Source organism: Dyadobacter sp. CY347 (assembly GCF_021502655.1).
Lineage (GTDB): Bacteria > Bacteroidota > Bacteroidia > Cytophagales > Spirosomataceae > Dyadobacter.
Window position 1 is genome coordinate 738,564 of sequence record NZ_JAKFFT010000004.1, and the last position, 21,568, is coordinate 760,131.

At 46.5% G+C, this 21,568-nt stretch carries 18 protein-coding genes; 5 read left to right on the forward strand and 13 right to left on the reverse strand.

What is annotated here, in order from left to right:
* Nucleotides 1–66 precede the first annotated feature (66 nt).
* On the forward strand, nt 67–1,845 hold the full coding sequence (locus L0659_RS11175; RefSeq protein WP_235126063.1) for a glycoside hydrolase family 9 protein: 1,779 nt from the start codon (nt 67–69) through the stop codon (nt 1,843–1,845).
* 4 nt (nt 1,846–1,849) lie between these two features.
* On the opposite strand, the gene L0659_RS11180 is transcribed toward L0659_RS11175, so the two are convergent.
* A complete protein-coding gene (locus tag L0659_RS11180) occupies nt 1,850–2,062 on the reverse strand; it encodes a hypothetical protein (RefSeq protein ID WP_235126064.1) in 213 nt (70 codons plus the stop codon).
* Nucleotides 2,063–2,240: 178 nt separating this feature from the next.
* On the opposite strand from L0659_RS11180, the gene L0659_RS11185 reads away from it, so the two are divergent.
* Nucleotides 2,241–3,599, forward strand: coding sequence for an acyl-CoA dehydrogenase family protein (locus tag L0659_RS11185; RefSeq protein ID WP_235126066.1), 1,359 nt, complete (start codon nt 2,241–2,243; stop codon nt 3,597–3,599).
* Between the two features lie 9 nt (nt 3,600–3,608).
* Nucleotides 3,609–4,061 (forward strand): GNAT family N-acetyltransferase, encoded by a 453-nt coding sequence (locus tag L0659_RS11190; protein ID WP_235126068.1) that lies wholly within the window; start codon nt 3,609–3,611, stop codon nt 4,059–4,061.
* 68 nt (nt 4,062–4,129) lie between these two features.
* Here L0659_RS11190 and L0659_RS11195 read toward each other — a convergent pair whose 3' ends face one another.
* A complete protein-coding gene (locus L0659_RS11195) occupies nt 4,130–4,534 on the reverse strand; it encodes a hypothetical protein (RefSeq protein ID WP_235126070.1) in 405 nt (134 codons plus the stop codon).
* A 130-nt stretch (nt 4,535–4,664) separates the two neighbouring features.
* Entirely contained in the window at nt 4,665–5,402 is a 738-nt protein-coding gene (locus tag L0659_RS11200) for a 1-acyl-sn-glycerol-3-phosphate acyltransferase (protein WP_235126071.1), read from the reverse strand.
* A gap of 141 nt (nt 5,403–5,543) precedes the next feature.
* Between L0659_RS11200 and L0659_RS11205 the strand changes: the two genes are divergently transcribed.
* Nucleotides 5,544–6,527: an acyl-ACP desaturase gene (locus tag L0659_RS11205; protein WP_235126072.1), complete on the forward strand. Its 984-nt coding sequence runs from the start codon at nt 5,544–5,546 to the stop codon at nt 6,525–6,527.
* Nucleotides 6,528–6,587: 60 nt separating this feature from the next.
* On the opposite strand, the gene L0659_RS11210 is transcribed toward L0659_RS11205, so the two are convergent.
* The 10 genes from L0659_RS11210 to iolB all read right to left on the reverse strand — a co-directional run bounded on the left by L0659_RS11210 (nt 6,588) and on the right by iolB (nt 20,371).
* Nucleotides 6,588–8,579 carry a gliding motility-associated C-terminal domain-containing protein gene (locus L0659_RS11210; protein WP_235126073.1) on the reverse strand — a complete coding sequence of 664 codons (1,992 nt, stop codon included), beginning with the start codon at nt 8,577–8,579 and terminating at the stop codon, nt 6,588–6,590.
* Nucleotides 8,580–8,730: 151 nt separating this feature from the next.
* A complete protein-coding gene (locus tag L0659_RS11215) occupies nt 8,731–10,185 on the reverse strand; it encodes a S41 family peptidase (RefSeq protein WP_235126074.1) in 1,455 nt (484 codons plus the stop codon).
* 235 nt (nt 10,186–10,420) lie between these two features.
* Entirely contained in the window at nt 10,421–11,323 is a 903-nt protein-coding gene (gene iolE, locus L0659_RS11220; protein WP_235126075.1) for a myo-inosose-2 dehydratase, read from the reverse strand.
* Between the two features lie 3 nt (nt 11,324–11,326).
* Nucleotides 11,327–13,192: a 3D-(3,5/4)-trihydroxycyclohexane-1,2-dione acylhydrolase (decyclizing) gene (iolD, locus tag L0659_RS11225; RefSeq protein ID WP_235126076.1), complete on the reverse strand. Its 1,866-nt coding sequence runs from the start codon at nt 13,190–13,192 to the stop codon at nt 11,327–11,329.
* 25 nt (nt 13,193–13,217) lie between these two features.
* Nucleotides 13,218–14,168 carry a class II fructose-bisphosphate aldolase gene (locus L0659_RS11230; protein ID WP_235126077.1) on the reverse strand — a complete coding sequence of 317 codons (951 nt, stop codon included), beginning with the start codon at nt 14,166–14,168 and terminating at the stop codon, nt 13,218–13,220.
* Between the two features lie 7 nt (nt 14,169–14,175).
* On the reverse strand, nt 14,176–15,789 hold the full coding sequence (locus L0659_RS11235; protein WP_235126079.1) for a sodium/sugar symporter: 1,614 nt from the start codon (nt 15,787–15,789) through the stop codon (nt 14,176–14,178).
* 52 nt (nt 15,790–15,841) lie between these two features.
* Entirely contained in the window at nt 15,842–16,870 is a 1,029-nt protein-coding gene (iolG, locus tag L0659_RS11240) for an inositol 2-dehydrogenase (protein WP_235126080.1), read from the reverse strand.
* 48 nt (nt 16,871–16,918) lie between these two features.
* Nucleotides 16,919–18,385, reverse strand: a complete 1,467-nt coding sequence (locus tag L0659_RS11245) for a CoA-acylating methylmalonate-semialdehyde dehydrogenase (protein WP_235126081.1) — start codon at nt 18,383–18,385, stop codon at nt 16,919–16,921.
* 78 nt (nt 18,386–18,463) lie between these two features.
* Nucleotides 18,464–19,471 (reverse strand): 5-dehydro-2-deoxygluconokinase, encoded by a 1,008-nt coding sequence (gene iolC, locus L0659_RS11250; protein WP_235126082.1) that lies wholly within the window; start codon nt 19,469–19,471, stop codon nt 18,464–18,466.
* Nucleotides 19,472–19,504: 33 nt separating this feature from the next.
* Nucleotides 19,505–20,371 (reverse strand): 5-deoxy-glucuronate isomerase, encoded by an 867-nt coding sequence (iolB, locus tag L0659_RS11255; RefSeq protein WP_235126083.1) that lies wholly within the window; start codon nt 20,369–20,371, stop codon nt 19,505–19,507.
* A gap of 127 nt (nt 20,372–20,498) precedes the next feature.
* On the opposite strand from iolB, the gene L0659_RS11260 reads away from it, so the two are divergent.
* Nucleotides 20,499–21,530, forward strand: coding sequence for a LacI family DNA-binding transcriptional regulator (locus L0659_RS11260; protein ID WP_235126084.1), 1,032 nt, complete (start codon nt 20,499–20,501; stop codon nt 21,528–21,530).
* The last annotated feature ends 38 nt before the right edge of the window (nt 21,531–21,568 follow it).

Below are 21,568 nucleotides of genomic sequence, written 5' to 3' on the forward strand. Positions count from 1 at the left end.
ATTTTATGCAGGCCAGCGGTAAAGAGCTGGCCTTTTTGCTTTTAATACTAAACGCTTTGATCTTAGATGAAGTCCATGCACCCATTTTTCCTTTTTAAATATCAGTTTAGGCTCCTTATCATTTGCGCAATTTTCGGTTTGTCGCAGCCCATTTCAGGCCAGAATGTTGAGGAGGCAATTCGGCTGAACCAGATTGGTTTCTATCCTAATGCCCAAAAAATTGCCGTTGTGCTCGGGGAGAAGGAAACCGCTTTTGAACTGAAAGACGCAGCAACGGGGAAAACGGTTTTTAAAGGGAAATTAAGTGAGCCCCGGACCAATCAGCATTCTGGTAAAATTAGCCGGATAGCAGACTTTTCCAGCATTCGGAAAGCTGGAAAATATGTTGTGGAAGTTCCTTCGCTGGGTAAATCTGCACCATTTGAAATCAAAAATCATGTTTATAAAGAGGTTGCCGCGGCCTCGCTTAAAGGATTTTACTACCAGAGAGCTTCCCAGGAACTGCCTGAAAAGTTTGCTGGAAAATGGGCGCGACCTGCGGGACATCCCGACAATAAAGTTTTGATCCACGCCTCTGCTGTTTCGAATGGAAGGGTTGAGAATTCCGTAATTAGCTCAACAAGAGGCTGGTATGATGCGGGCGATTATAATAAATACATTGTCAATTCGGGGATCACAACGGGCACGCTGCTGTCTTTGTACGAAGATTACCCATCATTTTGTGAAAATTTTATCACCAATATTCCCGAAAGCAACAATGGTGTTCCAGATCTGCTGGACGAAGCATTGTACAATTTGCGCTGGATGCTAACCATGCAGGATCCTGCTGACGGAGGCGTTTATCACAAACTCACAAATCCCAGGTTCGACGGAATGATCATGCCCGATGCCTGCAAAAATCCACGTTACGTTGTTCAGAAAGGCACTGCTGCAACATTGGATTTTGTTGCGGTAATGGCACAATCGGCGCGTATTTTCAAGAATTTTGAGAATAAATTTCCCGGCCTTTCCGACTCCTGCGTTACTGCCGCTGTGAAGGGTTGGGAATGGGCAAAAAAGAATCCCGCAGTGCTTTATCATCAGGATGAAATGAATAAAAAGTTTAATCCCGACGTCGTGACTGGTGCATACGGCGACCGCGATGTGAAGGACGAGTGGGTTTGGGCTGCGGCGGAAATGTATGCGCTAACCAAAAAACAGGATTACCTGAAAGACATTAACTTCAATGCCGACCAGCCTATGCCTCTGCCAACATGGAGCCAGGTGAAGACATTGGGCTATTACACCATGATCAGATTTGCGGAAGAGCTCAAAACAGATCCGGCATTAACTAATAGTCTGAAAAAGAACATTGTCGCCTTTGCGGATAACCTGCTTATTGATTTGGAAAAGCAACCTTACCACACGGTAATGGGCAAAAATGCAAAGGATTACTCGTGGGGAAGTAGTTCAGTGGCTGCCAATCAGGGCATTGCATTGCTTTATGCTTTCAAACTAACTAAAAACGCAAAATATGTTCAGGCAGCGCAGGGAAACCTGGATTATATTCTGGGCAGAAATGCAACGGGCTACTGCTTTCTGACCGGTTTCGGTTCCAAACGTGTCATGCATCCGCACCATCGGCCGTCTGTTGCCGATGGCATTGCTGATCCGGTTCCGGGACTGTTATCGGGTGGCCCTAATCCTGCCCAGCAGGACAAATGCACCACTTACACCAGCAAATTTGCGGATGAATCGTTCACGGATGACGACTGTTCCTACGCTTCCAACGAGATTGCGATCAACTGGAATGCGCCCATGGTTTACCTTTCTGCCGCATTGGAAGCATTATCGGAAATGAAATAAATGCTTATTGCTTGGTTGATTCAACGGGCACGGTCGGAGGCGTTTCGTTATAACCTTTCTTGCCCGTCATATTTTCTTCCTCTGATTCGCTGGCAGCCTCTTTCGAAAGTGTTTTCGAAGGTTTTTCGCTGTCGTCTTTTTGTTTATCCTTGCCTTTTGGGCCACCGTGCGAGGGTGAGCCGCCTTCTACATCTTCTTTATTTGCTTGCGTTGCCATATTGTTCTGATTTTTCATGCTAATGCTCAATTTTCATTCCCGGAGCATATACGTTTGTGATGATTATTAAATTCTACACATTGGCGGGCACAAAACGATTTCCTCCTGTTGGAATAGATTCTCCGGAAAAGGGCCTTTATTTAAAAAGCTAAATTGCAATCAACCAAAAATCAGCATTATGGGTTTTCTTGAATCATTTTCCGACATACGAACATTACTTAAAAACATTGATCTCGATGCGCTGGGCAAGCTTTCCAAAAAAGTGGACCTCAACAGAATGATGGGTGTAGTGTCTAAAATGAGTGAGGAAGATCTCGGGAAAATGTTGAAGTTCATGGAAGCGGGATCTGGGAAAAAGAAGGCGCCACCGGTTGTCAATGGCGATTTCTACGAGCTTAGCGCAACATTAACAGGCGAGGATCGTGAAATTCAGCTGAAAGTGCGTGATTTTATGGAAACTGAAATCAGGCCGATCGCGAATGAATATTGGAATAAAGCCCATTTTCCCATGCACATTATCCCATTAATGGCTGAACTGAACATTTGCGGGCTCACATATAAAGGTTATGGCTGCGCAGGAAAATCAGCATTGCTGGAAGGGTTCATCGCGATGGAAATGGCGCGAGTGGATTCGTCTATTTCCACATTTTTCGGCGTCCACAGCGGCTTGGCGATGGGCTCGATCTATTTGTGCGGCTCGGAGGAGCAGAAGCAACATTGGCTGCCGATCATGCAGCGGATGGACGTGATCGGAGCATTCGGGTTGACGGAACCGGAAGTGGGTTCAGGTGTCGCGGGCGGGCTTACCACAACTTGTGAACGCATTGGTGATGAATGGGTTATCAACGGTCAAAAGAAATGGATCGGTAATGCTACGTTTTCCGACGTTACCATTATCTGGGCGAGGGATTTGGCTGATAATCAGGTAAAAGGCTTTATTGTAAGGAAAGAAAATCCAGGTTTCGTTGCAGAAAAAATGCAGGATAAAATGGCGCTGCGGACCGTTCAGAATGCATTAATCACGCTCACTGATTGTAAAGTTCCGGAAAAAGACCGCCTTCAAAATGCGAATTCCTTTAAAGACACAGCAAATGTGTTACGCATGACGCGCGCAGGTGTTGCGTGGCAAGCAGTTGGATGCGGACGTGGCGCTTATGAACTCGCATTGAAATATACATTGGAAAGAAAGCAGTTCGGACGCCCGATTGCGGGGTTCCAGCTTGTTCAGGATCTCCTGGTTACCATGCTGGGCGATCTTACGGCCATGCAGACATTGGTTTATCGGCTTTCTCAATTACAAGACGGCGGCGTGCTCACAGACGAGCATGCGTCACTCGCAAAGGTTTTCAGCACATTGCGTATGCGCTCGATTGTGGACCACGCACGTGAGCTTTTTGGTGGAAACGGGATTTTATTGGAATATGATATTGCACGTTTTGTTGCGGATGCCGAAGCGATTTATTCGTATGAAGGAACCAAGGAAATTAATTCGCTAATCGTCGGGCGCGCAATAACTGGTGAAAGCGCTTTTGTTTAAATCAATGTTATGGAAAAGGACAAACTGACGATCAGGCGAGCTGCGGAATCTGACAAAGCGCTCATTTACAAGATGATATGTAGTCTGGAAAATATGATCCTGGACATCGCAAGATTTGATTTTGCTTTTGACACCAATATTAAAAATCCGAACATCAGCTATTTTATTGCAAAGCTCGGTGACGAAGCGGTTGGGATGGTAAGCTGCCACATTCAGCCATTATTGCATCATGCGGCACTGGTTGCCGAAATCCAGGAAATGTTTGTCGAACCCCAATATCGGTCTCAACAGGTTGGAAAGGCATTAATGGAGCAGGTTACGGCGTTCGCAACGACAAACGGCGCCATTCAGATAGAAGTAACTTCACGCAATGTCCGGGAGCAGGCACACCGGTTTTATCAGCGCGAAGGGTTTGAAAAATCACATGTGAAACTGGTCCGCTATTTCAAGAACGACCAATAAAAAATCATCCGGTCAAGCGACCGGATGATTTCCAAATTACCCTAAACCTTCAACTGCCTTTTGATATCTTAATATCTGCCTCTGTGGTCGCGTGCCCAGCCATCGCCGCGGCGATCGCTCATTCTGCGTGTGTCGGCCATTAATCTTTCAAGATCTTCTCGAAGGATCCGCGTTTCTCTTGGCGATAACCTTCCGCGGTGGCTGTACTCCCGCTGGCGGGCTTCGATACGCTCGTAGCGGTTTATCAACGCATTGGCTTCACGGGATGAAAGTGTTCCGCGATTGATTCCGGCCGCAATGCGCTGGCGGGCTTCGCGCTGCAAGTAATCGATCTCGGATCCGCCTCCATGCCTGTATTCGTTGCGGCCGCGGTCGCCGCGATCGCGTTGTGAATGAGGGGTTGCGCCGTATTGGGCGAATGCGCTGGTGAATCCTAATGTGAGCAATGCGACGGCAAAAAGTATCTTTTTCATGACCCAAAAATTTTAAAGTTCATGGGTTAGAGGGCCGCAAATGACATAGGTTTAAAATGCGCTTGTTAATGATTGTTAAGGAAAAAACAACCGTTTAAACGCCTTACAGGACGATTTGATTTTGAAATACTTATCTCTTGGAAAGTGAATTCTGGATAGATTCTTTTGCTTCTGCAAGAATTTCTTCTGCCTTCTTTCCGGCAGGCTCAATGCCGGGAAGCACGGTCCAGGAGAGGTGGGAAAATGATTTAAGGGGGAAAATTCCTTTGGGGTTAAATGTGCCCGTACCGTTGATGGCGATGGGAACGATCAGCGCATCCGGGGCGCGTTTCAGCAAGGTTGCCACGCCGCCCGGAACAAAAGGTTTCATGATCCCGCTTGCGGTGCGTGTGCCTTCGGGGAAAATAATGGCGGACGTTTTTTCATCGTGGATCAGTTTTCCAAGCCGCGCGATCTCGGTCACAGCTTGCTTGCCATCTTTCCTGTTGATCAATGCCGCACCGCTTTTTCTCAGGTTATAAGATATGCTTGGAACGCCTTTTGATAGTTCTATTTTGGAAACAAATCGCGGGTGATATTTTCTGAGATACCAAATGATCGCCGGAATGTCGAAGGTGCTCTGGTGATTGGCAACAAAAATAATGGTGCGGTTATCAGGCAACTGAGTGAGATTTTGAAGCGTAATGCGGGAACCCGTGAGATACAATCCGTACGTGAGGAAGAAATTGAGACAGTCGACAACCACTTTATGTGCTTTCTTACCAAATACATGAAATGCAATAACCTGGAAAACGTGAAAGACGAGAAGGGTTAGGCCAAAATGAGTTAAGTAAATAGCACTTAGAACATAGTCGACAATTTTTTTCATCAGGGTTTTTTCTGCAAAAATAGTTTAAAACTGCTTTGATTATCCTAATTTGTGAGCTGTGAAATGATAAAAGTCATTCGAAACTTACATTAAATTCACGTAATTTGTAAATTAACAAACAGAGCTTAAAATAGAAATATAATGGATACCGCACTTTCAGCTGAAAGACTCGAAGTCATGCAACATGTAGGGAAAGACCTGAATGTGTTGATGACGGAGTATTTAAAACCGATTGAGGAGAACTGGCAACCCGCGGATTTTTTGCCAGATTCCAGTGACGAGAATTTTTTCAGCGAAGTCAAGTTGTTGCAGGAGAGCTGCCGGGAATTGCCTTACGACTACATTGCAGTGCTGATCGGTGACACCATTACCGAAGAAGCGTTGCCGACTTATGAGTCGTGGCTGATGGATGTGATCGGTGTAGACCAGGTCAATAACCCATCCGGGTGGTCGCAATGGGTGCGTGCATGGACGGCAGAGGAAAACCGTCATGGCGACCTTTTGAACAAATATCTGTACTTATCCGGCCGTGTAAATATGCGCGCTATGGAAGTATCGACACAGTTCCTGATCGCGGACGGTTTTGACATTGGGACAGACCGTGATCCTTACCGGAACTTCATATACACGTCATTCCAGGAACTGGCCACAAATGTATCTCACAGAAGAACGGCGACGCTTGCCAAGAAATTTGGCAATCCGCATCTTTCCAAAATATGCGGTGTGATCGCTTCTGATGAAATGCGTCATGCGAAAGCTTACAAAGACTTTGTAAGGCGTATTTTGGAGGTCGATCCCTCAGAACTGCTTCTGGCACTGGAAGATATGATGCGTAAAAAGATCGTTATGCCCGCACATTTCCTGCGTGAATCGGGTGTAAAAATGGGCGATACATTCTCGCATTTCTCCGACGCAGCACAACGACTTGGCGTTTACACAACCAATGATTACATCGAAATCCTGGATAGCTTATTGATAGAGTGGGAGATCGGGGCAGTTCGGAATATCAATGAAAAAGCCGAAAAAGCCAGGGATTACCTGATGGCATTGCCAGACAGGTTAAAAAGAATCGCAGACCGGACCAGAATCCCGGAATTGCAATACGAATTCAGCTGGATTAAATAAGCATTGTCACGCTGAGCGTAGTCGAAGCGTCGTCGCTTCAACTACGCTCAGCGTGACAAACTATTTGATCAACATTACCGAGCCATTTTTCCTCATCACTTTGCCCTCATCGGAAATTCCTTCGATCATCCATACATAGGTGCCGGGAATGGCTTGTTTTCCTCCAAAAGTGCCGTCCCAGCCTTTATGCAGGTCTTTGGTATAAAACACCAGTTCGCCCCAGCGGTTGTATATTTTAAAATAATTCAGGCTCGTAATGTTGTTTATCACCGGCATTAAGATCTCATTTTTACCATCACCATCAGGCGTGAATGCGGTTGGAACATTCAGATTTTCGCGTCGCCTAACCCGCAGATTCACAGTTGCTTTTCCTGTACAACCCATCCCGGAAGTTACCGCGACGGTGTAAGTCTGATCAGCCTGCAAAGTGGCGCGCGGGCTGGGGCTCATGGGATTGTTCAGCCCATCCGGCGGCGACCAGACGAATGTGGCGTCGTTCAGGTTTGTGACTTGCGGGGACGAAGCGATAAGCTGGTAGGGAACATTCATGTCGATCAAAGCGTCCGGTGTAGTCCGCACCTCAATGGCCGGTGCCACCTCAACTGTAACCGTATCCCTTAAATTACACACACCTAGCGACGCATTTATAACATACTGCGTTGTGGTTGAGGGGCTTGCGATCGGATCTTTTAAGCTGGCATTATCCAGGCCCGCCGGTGTTTCCCAGTTAAATGTCTGCGCATTACTCGTCGTAAAAAGCTGCACCGATTCGCCTGCACAGATAACCGTGTCAGCAATGGTCTTCACATTGAGATTACTCGAAAATTCGACACGAACCAATTCGCTAACGACGCAGCCATCGCCATCTTTCATGAACACCTTGTAGTTGGCCGGAAAGAGCTTGAATGTGGCATCAGCCTGATAGTTAACCGAATCTATGGAATATTGATACGGCTTAGCGCCCCCGTTTCCTGTGATCGCAAGGGTTCCTTCGCTGGTTCCGTCGCAAGTTCCCGGTTGAAGCGTGGTCTTGATGCTGAGGTCGCTGACAGTCACCTGCTTAATGTTGATAATCTCGTTTGGGCATTTAAGATTGGTGATTTTAAGTTGTACATCTTTCTCACCAGTGCTGTTCCATCTTACCTCATAAGGCCCCATTCCTCTTCCCGAAATGACCTGCGCGCCATCGAAATCCCACTCAAATTTGAAACCGTCACCGGAAACCGGAATTGTGCCCGTGTATTTTATTTCAACATTTTGATCCGTTTTGCAAATAGTCGATGGGGATATAGAAAAGTCTGCATTGGGATTGACATTTGCTGTAAAACAAATATCATTGAACGTTTTATCAACATCTGTTTTGGTAAAATACTGATCCGTAAAAGACAGATATCCAAAATTCGCCTGCCCCGATTCACAGGAAACAGACCTGTCATCCCTGAAAATATAGATTGGTGTTCCCGCCTTGCCGACATATCGGCCATCCGCATCGTTATATGACGCAAAAAGCGTATTATCTACATAGACATCCATAATGCCCGTTTGCCCATTTCGCGTAAAAGTCAGCAGATAATAAGTATTTGTATTAAAAAACGGGCACGCGCCGGCTATGCCGTAAGGGTAAAAATCAATGCATCGGTCGGCGGAACCGTTTTTGTCTTTGAAATAAATCCCCTGATCAGAGTCGCCATTTGAAAAGTCAATGATCCGCGCCCAGGTTCTGCCCCAATTGGTGGGCTTAACATACATTTGAATGGTGTAATTTTCTGTAATTGCGCCCTCTGTATTGGGATACATTAAACCCCAGTTCAAATTATTTTGATAAACGATCCGTCGCACACCGCAAGGCAGAATATCATTGACAAAAGCGCCATCCGTTGCAGGAGCAGTACATGCGCCCAATGCTTGCACAGGCGTAAGCGCAGGCCCGCAGTCGGGAGCGGCAACGTCGAAAGTCTTATAGAAACGGTAAGTATGCTGAACAGTCTGCCCGAAAGAGGTTGACAGAAAGGAGAGTGCGCATAGAAAAAGTAACAGTAATCGTATTTTCATATCAGCCGAGGCCGTGAGTAAAGTAGACTAAAATTACGTCAAATCCCCCACATTAGATGTTACATCCGGTTTATTTCACACCAGGAGTTGTAGGAAAGAAGAAAGGCCCCGGAACAGGGACCTTTCAAACTCTAATAGAATCCAGCGTATTTTACTGATGATCGGCTTTCAAAACGCCATCCCTAATCATCAGGTTTTTTCTGGATTGAAGGTCGTCGCGAAGCAGTTTTTTGAATGGGTCAACGGTTTTAGTTGCTGCCACTCTTCCCACTGCAACGGCTGGTACGCCCATCACTTCCAGAGCTTTACGAAAAAGCGTTTCGTTTTCATCTCCAAAGGCACTATATGGAACATTCGAATCTTCCACGATGTAATCCGGAGTGATGCCATCGACAGTTCCGTAGTCAGATTCGTCGTTAGCATTGGCCGTTTGCCCAAGCATGACATAAGCACCCCATTTCCAGCGTTCCTTATCATCGCTGATTAACGAACCGAACAAGTTTTTCCCCGCAGTATTTTCCCCGATCGTAACAACATTCATGTAAGGTTTCAGGCCATTAATCACCAGCTCGCTGGCAGATGCAGTTCCGTTGGAAGTAAGCACAAAAACGCGGTTCAGACTGCTGCCAATGTTACTTGCCTCGGCCTGAAAGTTGTAGTTCAGGGCATTGGCACCTTTTGTTTTTTGCCAGTAAGCGATGTATTTATCATTCCATTGTTCTTTGTAAAAGATCTTGGAAGCACTAATATTTTTACCGATCAATGAAGCCAGTGTATTCGCAGAACTAATGTAACCACCCGAATTCAGGCGCAGATCCAGCACCAGTTCGTTCACGCCCTTCGCCTTGAAATCAGCAAAAACCTGGCGGAGTTCGTTGTCATATTTATTTTTATCTGCATCATTTCCAGGCACAAATTGCGTGTAAACCAGGTAACCGATCGTTTTGCCCGCCGCTGGTTTTGAAATGATTGTCGAAAATGCAACGGGATCTTCGGTAACCTCTGCTTTTGTGATGGAATATGTGGTATTGGTTGCCACAATTTTGCTGTCTTGCACTGCGCCGAGCGTCACATTAACCGTTTCGCTGCTGCTCAAAAGAGACACATAATTGGCCTGTGTCAACTGCGTGCCATTCACTTTCAGTATAATGTCGCCCCGTTTCAAACCAGCCGCTGCGGCCGGGCTTCCTTTAACAACATAGTTTAAAAATGCAGCAATGTTAGATTTGCCGTCGTCAATGTAGGAAAGCGAATAGCTGATCCCGTAGATTTTGCTGACGCCATCAAACTCGTTTTGCAAGGCATCAATGTCATCCGTCACAGCGGAAAAGCGGTCAACAGTTGCCCGTTGATAAACAAGTTTTTCAAAATAATCGTAAGGGCTCACAGAAGCATCCAGGCTAGCCTCATCGGGAAGATTTTTATACCAAAAATAAGTATCCTCCATGATCTCATAAAGCCATGAATTAATTGCTTGCCGGTCAGAAACCGAAGTTGTATCAGCGGCAGTTAAGACGTCTGGCTCGACTTCCTTATCCTTGCACCCCACCACCAGCACTGCAAATGCAAGCGCAAAAAGAAGGTTTAATTTTTTAAGAATTAGCATATTAGCAGGTTTGTTGAATTAAGTTGTTTAACGAACTATACCGCTAATACGTATGTCAAAAACACTTCGTGGCACCGCGAAGCGTTGTGAAGGGGGGAAATCAGTACATTTAATTGAGATTTAATAAGTGTAATGCAGTGTCAACTAAAAAATTATCGCCACTGGTAAAGGGTTATCTCAAAAAATCAAGACTTCCGCTTGGGCCGGTGGCGATAATGTGAGGCGCTTTTTTGTCTTAGATTCCAGTCAATCCTTTAAAGAACTTCCTGGCAATCATTGCATATTCCAATGGGTTTGCTTTTGCAGGATCTTGTTCTGCTTCCAAAACGATCCAGCCCTGGTAATCGCTTTCTTTGATGATGGCGAAAAGCGATGGGAAGTCGATGCAGCCTTCTGAATCTCCCGGGACTGTGAAAACGCCGCTTTTTACGGCTGTTAAAAAGCTAAGTTTTTCGTTGTGAACGCGTTGCAGGACATTTGAGCGGACGTCTTTTAAATGGATATGTGCTGTGCGGCCAATGTATTTTTGAAGCGCAACGGCAGGATCTTCACCTGCAAAATGGAAATGTCCGCAATCGTAATTCAGGAACACGTTTTCAGGATCGGTTTCATTTAATAAGCGATCCGTTTCTTCGATTGTTTGAATGCAAGTCCCCATGTGGTGGTGAAAAGCGAGTTTCATGCCGCGGTCACGGGCGATTTTGCCGAGTTCATTCAAGCCGAAGGTGAAGCTGTCCCATTCCTCTTTTGTTTTCAACATGCCTTTTCCTTCAAAAACAGGCACATTCATCTGGCCCTGGCAACTGTTTCCCGTTTCACCGCCGCCGATCACTTTGGCGCCCATGGTATCGAGGAAGTCAAGCAATGCTGTGAAATTTTCGCGATTTTCTGCAAACGTTTTTGTGGTGAGCTCGTAACTGTTCCATTGATTGCAGATTTGCAAGCCTCTCAATTCCAATGCTTTTTTCAAAACATTCGTATCTCGTGGAAACTTGTTGCCGACCTCGCAACCCGTGAAACCAGCCAGCGCCATTTCGCTGATGCATTGCTCAAATGTATTCTCGCCCCCCAGTTCGGGCATATCGTCGTTGGTCCAGTTGATGGGTGCAACGCCTAGTTTAATGTTCTCGAAATTCATGACTTACAGGAAAATGCGCTGTTCTTTTTTATTTTCTTTATATGTTTCAAATGCCTTTTGCACGGTCGGGAAGGTTGAAACCTCGGCAATGGGTACTTCCCACCAGGCGTGGTAACCTTTCACGGTGCGGTAAAGGCTGGTTTCAATGTAAATGACCGTCGTCCGTTCGGCTGTTTTCGACTGCGCTAACGCATTTTCAAGCGATTCCCGGTCCGTCGCCCGGATGACATTAGCGCCTAAACTTTCTGCATTTTTCGCCAAATCCACCGGCAAAAATTCACCCGAAAGTTGCCCGGAATTTTCATCCCGATATTTATACATTGTTCCAAATCGCTCGCTTCCAATGCTTTCCGAAAGCCCGCCAATGCTGGCATAACCGTTATTATTCAAAAGTAAAATGGTGAACTTCACACCTTCCTGGATGGAAGTCACGATTTCGTGGTTGTTCATCAAATAACCGCCATCGCCGCAGATCACGTAAATTTCACGCGTCGGATCGGCCATTTTTGCGCCCATACCGGCTGCGATTTCGTAACCCATGCAGGAGAAGCCGTATTCTAAATGGAAATTTTTAGGATCTGTCGCCCGCCATAGTTTGTGCAAATCGCCCGGCGCACTGCCCGATGCGTTGATCATCACATCGCGGTCGTCCATGAAGCTGTTCAATGTCCCAATCACAACTGCCTGATCGATAGGCGAAACAGTGCTGTTTCCGTCAGCATAAATTTGGGTGACTTCATCGTCCCAGGCTTTATTGATGTACGAAATGTGCTGGCGGTAATTTGAATCAACTTCATAATCACCTAAAAGCTCCGATAACTCTTCCAAAACAGCCTTCGCATCGCCAATTACCGGCAATGCCGCGTGCTTGTAAGCATCGAATTCGCTGATGTTAATGTTAATGAATTTGACATCCGGATTCTTGAAAATTGATTTTGAGGCCGTTGTAAAATCACTATAACGTGTTCCGATACCAATGACAATGTCGGCTTCATTAGCGATATCGATGGCATATTTCGTCCCGGTTGCGCCGAGACCGCCAATGCTGTAAGGTGCATCATAGCGCACCGCGCCTTTTCCGGCAAATGTTTCACCAACAGGAATACCGGTTTTGCTTGCGAAATTTTCCAGAACACCACATGCATCACTGTAAATCGCTCCGCCACCAGCAACGATTACTGGATTTTTGGAAGATTTAATCCATTCCGCAGCTTTCTGCAATGTGGTCAAATCGGGTCTTGGCCGCCCAATATGCCAGACTCTTTTCTTAAAAAGCTCCTCAGGAAAGTCATAAGCATGCGTTTGCACGTCCTGCGGCATCGACAATGTTACTGCGCCCATTTCCGCTTGGGAAGTCAGCACGCGCATGACTTCGGGAAGGGAATAAATGAGTTGTTCAGGCCGATTAATGCGGTCCCAGTATTTGGAAACGGGTTTGAAACAATCATTGACCGAAATATCCTGCGTTGAAGCGCTCTCCAATTGCTGCAAAACAGGGTTAGGCTCCCGGGTTGAGAAAATATCGCCGGGCAGGAGCAAAACGGGCAACCGGTTAATGGTCGCCAATGCTGCTCCGGTTATCATGTTCGTAGCTCCGGGACCGATGGAAGTTGTGCAAACAAATGCCCCAAGCCGGTTTTTGACCTTCGCATAAGCCACAGCCGTATGCACCATCGATTGCTCATTGCGACATTGATAATAGCGAAAGTCAGGGTATTCCTGCAAAGCCTGGCCTAATCCAGCCACATTACCATGCCCGAAAATGCCGAAACAACCGCCAAAATAAGGCTGCTCAATGCCATCACGCTCAATAAACTGGTTCTTTAAAAATGTAATCGTAGCCTGCGCTACTGTGAGTCTTCTGGTCATTTTTTGAATGATTTTGCTTGAAATATCAGGCGTTAACCAAAGCGAAATCGCCCGCCTTGTCGGTGCAACCGAAGAGGTCAAACTTTTTCAGCATAAATTTTTTATATTCTTCCATAAAGATTTTCCCCGGCGTGGTTGGTGCAAATTCATCGGGCCGGTCACGGAAAAATTCGCGGTTCACCATCGTCCAGAGCAGCCGCGTGTCGGTCGCAATGTTAATCTTGCAAACACCCAACGGAATGGCTTTTCTAATCTCATCTTCCTGCACACCTTTTGCATCCGTTTTCAGATTGCCGCCCGCAGCATTAATGCGCTCAACCACTTCTGGGATGACGTTAGAACCACCATGCAAAACCAATGGGAAACCCGGAAGCCGCTCCTGAATTTCTTTCAAAATGTGAAACTGCAAACCTTGTCCGCCCGAAAACTTATAAGCGCCATGGCTCGTGCCAACGGCAATGGCCAGACTATCACAATCCGTGGCTTTTACAAAATCTTCAACCTGCTGTGGGTTGGTATAAAATGAATTTGCAGCGTCCACTGTAAGATCATCTTCTACACCCGCCAAGACGCCGAGTTCGGCTTCTACGCTAATGTTTTCCGCATGAGCCCGACGGACAACTTCTTTGGTCCTTGCCACATTCTGGTCAAAATCATCATGACTTGCATCGATCATTACGGACGTGTAACCGCCTTTTTCAATGGCTGCAAAAATGTGCTCTTCAAAGCCGTGATCCATGTGAATAGCATAGGTGACATTGGGATAGATTCCTGCCGCCGCATTGATCATGGACAGAAGCATATCCGGGTGCGCGTAATCTCTTGCAAAAGGCGTCGTCTGCACAATAAAAGGCGCATTTGCTTCCTGTGCCGCTGCAAACAGTCCATGAATTTCCTCCATGAAAAAGACATTCACCGCCGGAATCGCGTAGCGGCCATAACATTTATCAAAAAGCTGTTTCGTTGTTAAAAGCATATTTTTTTTACCAAAACACGGTGTACAATGCTGCAATCACGCCGCATATCACAATGGAACCAACCACGAAACTTCTGCCCGGCTCGAACATGGTCCGGTCAATGTCCAGTCCTTTTGGATTGTGCTTGCTTTTGGGATCGGCCAATGTCATGACCACAATCACAGCACAAAGAATCACGAAGATAATCCCCATCCGGTCCAGGAAAGGAATGTCGGGAGCCAGGAATTTGCCAGCCGTTGAAAGCGGAATGGTTAGCAAGGCCGCAGTAAGCGCCGCAGCGGAAGTCGTTCTTTTCCAGAACATTCCGAGAATGAAAATCGCGAAAACGCCCGGGGTGATAAAGCTGCTGTATTCCTGAATAAACTGGTATGCCTGGTCCAGCGCGCGAAGTTGCGGTGCAATGATGACGCCAATCGCCATAGCCACATAAATCGTGTAGCGACCCATTCGCACGAGTTGCTTTTCGCTGGCATTGGGGTTAATGTATTGTTTGTAAATGTCTAGCGTAAAAATGGTTGAAATACTATTTGCTTTTCCGGCCAAAGATGCCACAATCGCTGCTGTCAGCGCCGCAAAGGCCATTCCTTTCAATCCGCCCGGAAGCAAATTGAGCAAAACAGGATACGCATGATCCGGTTTAACAACCCCAACGCCGTCCAGCATTTCCTTTTGAAACATGCCATTTTGATACAAAACATAAGCCGCAATTCCGGGGATCACGACAATGATCGGGATGAGCAATTTCAGCACCGCCGCGAACAAAATTCCTTTTCTGGCCGTCTTCAAATCGGCTCCCAAACTGCGCTGGATAATGTACTGATTACAGCCAAAATAAGCCAGGTTATTGATCCACATAGCTCCTATAATGACAGATAAGCCCGGCAGATCCTTATAGAAAGGGTTTTCTTTGGGCAAGATCATGTGAAAATGCGAATCCGCCTGTTCTTTAAGCAAACTCAATGCATTGAAAATGCCCGGCCGGTTGAAATGCGTCGAAACCAGGTCCAATGCCAGATAAGTAGTTGCTAACCCACCCAGAACCAACACGATAACCTGCACAACATCTGTATAACCAATCACTTTCATCCCGCCAATCGTAATCACAACGGCGAAAATGCCCAACCCGATAATTCCCCACGTAAAGTCCAGACCCGCAGTCACTTCCAATGCTAATGCACCTAAATAAAGGATCGAAGTCAGGTTCACAAAAACATAGAGCAACAGCCAGAAAACGGCCATAATGGTCGCCACAGTAGGATTATACCGCTCCCGGAGGAACTGCGGCATGGTGTAAATCTTGTTTTTAAGATAAACCGGCAGGATAAAAAGCGCGACCACGATCAGCGAGGCCGCTGCCATCCACTCATAAGAAGAAATCGCCAGTCCAATCGCAAAACCCGAGCCCGACATGCCTATAAAGTGCTCAGCAGAAATGTTGGAAGCAATAATAGAAGCGCCAATGGCCCAGAATGTCAATGATCCTTCTGCTAAAAAGTAGTCCGTAGAGCTGACCTCCTTCGAGCTCTTCTTTTTGTAAATCCAATAACCATAAGCAGATACGCCTATCAAGTAAATAAAGAAAACAACATAATCCAGCGATTGCAAACCGGTATTGGACATTCGGGTAAAGGGTTAGGTAAAATTTGGCTTTCGATTTTCTCTACGAATTAACTTAAACCGCCGCATACTGCAAAACCTCATCCATTCGCACGCTGCGGCCTTCCGTGAGCGATTTCATGGCTGCGATCCCGATGGCAGTGGCCATTAACCCGTCATGCGCATCCACCGGCGAAGGCTTGTCTTGCAACACACAGTCAATGAACGATTTAAGGCATACGCGATAAGCGGTTTCGTATCTTTCCAGGAAAAAATGCAGTGGTAAGGAAATGTGCCCGCCGTTGCTGTCGAAATGCACCAGCGTGTCAGAAGTGTTATTTTCAGCCTTTGCCATGCCTTTTGAACCAAAAATTTCAAGGCGCTGATCGTAACCGTAAACCGCTTTTCTGCTGTTATCGATCACGCCAATCGCCCCATTTTCAAAGGTTAGCACGATAACGGCCGTGTCTATATCCCCGAATTCCTTAATCTCCGGATGGATTAATGCATCGCCTTTTACAAAAACTTCCTTCACTTCGCTGCCGACAATGTAACGCGCCATGTCGAAATCATGAATCGACATATCCAGGAAAATGCCTCCTGAAATTTTCAGATATTCTACTGGCGGAGGCGCCGGATCGCGGCTGGTGATGCGCAGAATGTGCGGATCGCCGATTTTGTTGGCTTCCACCAAGCTGCGAACATTGCTGAAATTAGCATCAAACCTACGGTTGAAACCCAGCATTAACTTCACATTGTTATCGGTAACCGCTTTTTCAGCAGCCTGAATCGCTTCTAATGTTACGTCCAAAGGTTTCTCGCAAAATACATGCTTTCCAGTTTCCGCCGCTGCAACCGTGTAAGGTACGTGAAATGGAGTAGGGGAACAGATGATAACCGCCTCTACATCAGGATGATTGATCACGTCGTAAGCGTCGGTTGTCACTTCTGCAACGCCCAGGTTACGCGCAAATTCATGCGAAGCAGGCGACAGATCGGAAGCAATGATCACTTCTGCATCCGGCATGTGATGAACGAGGTTGCTCAGGTGTATCTGCCCGATCCGACCCAGGCCAATGACCCCGGTCTTTAATTTTCTAGTCATTTTAATTTATGCTAAGAGGTTGATATCTAGTTAGTTTGGCGGTGGTGATTAGAATTTCCTGTTCCATTCTTTGAGCCAGCGCTCGATCACGACTTTTGTTTGCGTGAAGAATTCTACTGCGTGTTTGCCTTGTCCGTGCAAGTCGCCGTAGAAGCTTTCTTTCCAGCCCGAGAAGGGGAATTGCGCAACCGGAGCAGCTACGCCAATGTTGATGCCAATGTTTCCTGCTTCTGCTTCATGGCGGAATTTGCGGGCGTTGGAGCCGCTGCTGGTGAATATGCAGGCCATATTTCCGTATTTCCCAGCGTTGATAAAGCGGATCGCTTCGTCGATGGTGTTAATGTGAACCAGGCTCAAAACAGGTCCGAAAATCTCTGTTCCGGCAAGCTCACCATCCAGCGGGATGTCTTCGATAATAGTCGGGTTAATGAAGTTACCTTGCTCATAACCATCCACTTTGGCATTCCGACCGTCAACGAGCAGCCTTCCACCTTCGCTTAACCCTTTGTCGATCAATGTCTGCACGCGTGATTTGCTTTCAGCCGTGATCACCGGGCCCATCTGCACCTCGCTATCCAGCCCGAAACCGGTTTTTCTGTTCTTAGCTGATTCAACCAGACTTTCCGTAATGTCCTTATGATCGCCAACCGTGATGATGGTCGAAGCCGCTAGGCAGCGCTGTCCTGCGCAACCGTAAACGCTGTCGATGACGATTTGGGACGTCATTTCAATGTCTGCATCCGGCAACACGATTACCGGATTTTTAGCGCCGCCTTGTGCCTGCACGCGTTTTCCGTTTGCTGCGCCTTTGGAATAAACATATTTGGCAACATTGGAAGATCCTACGAAGCTAATTCCCTTAATAGCAGGATGTTCCAGAATGCCATCGACCACTTCGCGCGCTCCCTGAACGAGGTTAAGGACGCCTTTTGGCAGATCCAGTTGGTCCATCAATGCTACGATTTTCGTCATTGTCAACGGCACTTTTTCAGATGGCTTAATGATGTAACTGTTCCCGCAAGCAAGCGCATAAGGCAGGAACCAGAATGTGATCATTCCGGGAAAATTGAATGGCGCAATGCACGCACAAACGCCCAGTGGTTGGCGGATCATGTATTCGTCGATGCCTTTGGCAATGTCTTCTGAAAATTCTCCTTGCATCATGGCAGGCATTCCGCAAGCGTTTTCCACATTCTCAATAGCGCGCACCATTTCGGCTTTGGCTTCGATGAATGTTTTGCCCGATTCCAGTACGATTGTTTTCGCAATGTCGTCCAGGTTATCTTCCAGTAAAGTTTTTAGTTTAAATAAATATTGAACGCGCTTCGAAACCGGCGTGCTTCTCCATTCTTGAAATCCCTTCACCGCAGCTTCCGCAGCATCTGCCACGTCCTGCACATTGCCATAAGGCACCCGCGCAAGAACTTCCTGGCTGGCAGGATTCAGCACATTCTCGAAATGATCCGAATGACTGTCTACCCACTGACCGTTGATATAATTCTGTAATTTTTCCATTTTATATAAAAAGTATTTATTCAAAAGTTTGATAAGACGTCCAGTTTATCGAAGACCGGGTTGCTTGGGATTGAAACATTACAAGCCGCCGTAAGCCGCAACGAACTGGTCAACTTCGGCACGGGTCGGCATAAAATTGGCACAGCCTTCGCGCGTCACAATGATCGCCCCGCAAGCATTGCCCATTCGTACACTTTGATAAAGGTCCCATCCGCTTAGCAATCCAAAAGAAAATCCAGCACAGAAGGCATCGCCCGCACCCAATACATTCAAAACTTCAACAGGAAACCCAGGCACCTTAACCTCTTCTTTTCCGGGCTGAAAAATCGAAGCACCATCTTTCCCACGCTTCACAACCAATGTTTCCACGCCAGAAAGCATGATTTCCTGAATTGCATTTTCAATGTTACCGCGGATTTCAGGAGCGGAAATCTGCTGGTGCTTGATGAGCAGTTGCTCTTTATCAGTCAGGAATGTGGCCAGGATTTCTTCTTCCGTTCCCACGACAATGTTGAAACTGGGCAATGCTGCACGGATCGTGACGCCAAATGCCCTTGGATCAAACCATTGATCAGCACGGAAATCAATGTCCAGCAACCGGGTAACATTGTTTTTCTTAGCCAATTCCAAAGCATAAAACATTGCAGTGCGGCTGGGATCTTTGCTGAATGCAGTTCCAGAAAATGCAGCAGCCTTAAAATCACCGAACGGAATGGCATCAACGTGGTCCAGGTTCAGGTTAATGTCGGCGCAATTTTCACGGTAATAAACAAGGGGAAATCGATCCGGCGGCTCAATGCCCAGCACAACGGCTGAACTTCGCGTTCCTTCGATGGTAGGAACCCAATCCGTAACAATGCCTTCCTGATCAAGAAAATGTTTGATAAAATTCCCAACCTGATCATTGCCGATTCCTGTCAGGATGGCGGTGTCCAGCCCCAGCCTGCGTGCACCGGTGGCAATATTCAGCGGACAACCGCCCACAAATGCATTGAATGCCTCTATTTTTTCAAAAGGGCTGCCCACATTGGCCGAATACAAGTCGATAGACGAGCGGCCGAGGGTCAGTAAGTCATATTTTTTCATTGCGGAGATTTAGTAAGGAAGAGTGCGGCGTACTTATTGGCCATTCATTTCAGCCGTCACAATCGGCAATCGAGGATCGGAGCCCTTCCAGGTTCCGTAAATCCAGTCATGATCAGGATCTGATGTGTTGGCCAAAGATTGGTCGCTTCCGGCCAGGAAATTGAGATAATAAACATTGTAACCATGTCCGGCAACAACGGGATGGTAACCTTTTGGCACAAGCACCGCTTCGTTATGATGCACGCGCACGATTTCATTCAATGACCTGTCTTCGGTGTAGACCTGCTGAATCGCGTAACCTTGCGGTTTGTCGATTTTATAAAAATAAATTTCCTCTAAATTCGCTTCTATCAGGTTTCCGTTTTCATCTTCCGTGCGCACATCGTGCTTATGGGCTGGAAAAGAGCTCCAATTGCCGGATGGCGTGTAAACTTCCACGCAAACGATCTTGTGACAATCAAAACCAGGCTCCAACAAGCTGTTAATCTGCCGGTTTGCATTGTCGCCACCGCGATATTCAATGGCTGCTTCTTCCGGCCGCTTCATGCGGGGCGGATGGTCTTCATCGGACGCCACATAGCAAATCGCAATGTCCGTTTCAGGCGATTGCGCAGTTAAAACATATTCTGTATTTCTTGATAAATACATTGCATGACCGATTCCGCTGAACACATCTTTGCGGCCATTTTTCGTTTCCCAGATTTGTCCGGCAGCTTCTACTTTGAAATTTCCGCCCAGCAAAACGAAGCAATACTCGTATTCGCCCGTGTTTCCTGAAATTTGTTCGTTTACATCCAGTATTTTAGCCTCGAAGTTCAGGTAAGTCCAACCGGCTTGATCGCTCGTAAGGGAATGATAGGTCTTTTGGTCAGGCGCAGGTTTAACTAGCAGGTCACTCATTGTGGTTATTCGTTACATTTGTACACAATGATAGTGTTGTATAAATTAAACACAAAATGTAAATATGTTTATATTGAATGCAAACGTTTGAAAAAATTTCAAAGTTTTAATTGCCATAATGATACAAATGAATTCCTCACGACCCGTTACCATTAAAGACATTGCCCGACGCTTTCGCTGCTCGCCATCCACCGTTTCCCGCGCATTAAACGACCACCCGGCGATCAATGAGGACACCAGAAAAAACATCCAGGAATATGCCCGGGAAGTGGGTTACCAGCGGAATGAAGTCTCTTTGAGCCTGTTAAATAAAAAAACGGCTTCGCTAGGCGTCGTCGTTCCGACAATCAGTAATTACTACGAAACTGCTGTCATTGAAGGCCTTCATCAGGCATTGCAGCCAATGGGTTACACGCTCAACATTTGTGTGACCAATGAGAATTATGCATTGGAAAAAGAATATTTAGCCAAATTACTTTCCAACCGCACCGAAGGAATTTTTCTATCCGTTTCGCAAGAGACTTATGACTCAGGTTATTACGAGCATTTGGAAAGTGTGATCCAGAGAAAAACACCATTGATCTTCATTGACCGTGAATATGAGGATTTTGAGACGAGTAGAGCCACCGTTGACGATTACCACGGTGCATTTGCGGCCGTTGAACATTTGATCAACATTGGCTATAAAAACATTGCGCATTTGAAAGGCCCTAATGGCCTAACGGTGAGCGAGCAACGTTTCAAAGGTTACGTGGATTGCCTGAAAAAATATGACATGCCCGTTCAGGAGGAATTTATTATCAACACTAATTTCAAAGTCGAAAGCGCCATAGTTCCTACCAAAAGGCTGCTGGAAATGGCCATGCCGCCAGATGCCATTTTTGGCGTCAATGATCAGGTTGCGATCGGAGCGATGCGGGTTGTAAAAGACAAAGGACTCCGCATTCCGCAGGACGTAGGATTGGTAGGCTTCGATAACTCACCTATTTCTGCATATACATTTCCATCATTAACTACCGTAAGCCGCCCCGGCCGGAAGATTGGCATGGAAGCATCGAGGCTGTTTTTAAATCAAGTGAATGGCGCAGAGGATTTTAAGCATGAAAGCATTGTGCTGCCTTCGGAGTTGATAATAAGGGAGAGTTCGCTTAGGATTTGAAGGTATTCAATGTTGAAACTTTGTAAAATTGTTTCTAC

Coding starts and splice junctions, on each gene's coding strand:
- L0659_RS11210 (WP_235126073.1), bottom strand. CDS start 8,579: ATGAAAATACGATTACTGTTACTTTTTCTATGCGCACTCTCCTTTCTG.
- L0659_RS11190 (WP_235126068.1), top strand. CDS start 3,609: ATGGAAAAGGACAAACTGACGATCAGGCGAGCTGCGGAATCTGACAAA.
- L0659_RS11200 (WP_235126071.1), bottom strand. CDS start 5,402: ATGAAAAAAATTGTCGACTATGTTCTAAGTGCTATTTACTTAACTCAT.
- iolC (WP_235126082.1), bottom strand. CDS start 19,471: ATGAAAAAATATGACTTACTGACCCTCGGCCGCTCGTCTATCGACTTG.
- L0659_RS11245 (WP_235126081.1), bottom strand. CDS start 18,385: ATGGAAAAATTACAGAATTATATCAACGGTCAGTGGGTAGACAGTCAT.
- L0659_RS11260 (WP_235126084.1), top strand. CDS start 20,499: ATGAATTCCTCACGACCCGTTACCATTAAAGACATTGCCCGACGCTTT.
- L0659_RS11215 (WP_235126074.1), bottom strand. CDS start 10,185: ATGCTAATTCTTAAAAAATTAAACCTTCTTTTTGCGCTTGCATTTGCA.
- L0659_RS11185 (WP_235126066.1), top strand. CDS start 2,241: ATGGGTTTTCTTGAATCATTTTCCGACATACGAACATTACTTAAAAAC.
- iolE (WP_235126075.1), bottom strand. CDS start 11,323: ATGAATTTCGAGAACATTAAACTAGGCGTTGCACCCATCAACTGGACC.
- L0659_RS11180 (WP_235126064.1), bottom strand. CDS start 2,062: ATGGCAACGCAAGCAAATAAAGAAGATGTAGAAGGCGGCTCACCCTCG.
- L0659_RS11195 (WP_235126070.1), bottom strand. CDS start 4,534: ATGAAAAAGATACTTTTTGCCGTCGCATTGCTCACATTAGGATTCACC.
- L0659_RS11235 (WP_235126079.1), bottom strand. CDS start 15,789: ATGTCCAATACCGGTTTGCAATCGCTGGATTATGTTGTTTTCTTTATT.
- L0659_RS11175 (WP_235126063.1), top strand. CDS start 67: ATGAAGTCCATGCACCCATTTTTCCTTTTTAAATATCAGTTTAGGCTC.
- L0659_RS11205 (WP_235126072.1), top strand. CDS start 5,544: ATGGATACCGCACTTTCAGCTGAAAGACTCGAAGTCATGCAACATGTA.
- iolB (WP_235126083.1), bottom strand. CDS start 20,371: ATGAGTGACCTGCTAGTTAAACCTGCGCCTGACCAAAAGACCTATCAT.
- iolD (WP_235126076.1), bottom strand. CDS start 13,192: ATGACCAGAAGACTCACAGTAGCGCAGGCTACGATTACATTTTTAAAG.
- iolG (WP_235126080.1), bottom strand. CDS start 16,870: ATGACTAGAAAATTAAAGACCGGGGTCATTGGCCTGGGTCGGATCGGG.
- L0659_RS11230 (WP_235126077.1), bottom strand. CDS start 14,168: ATGCTTTTAACAACGAAACAGCTTTTTGATAAATGTTATGGCCGCTAC.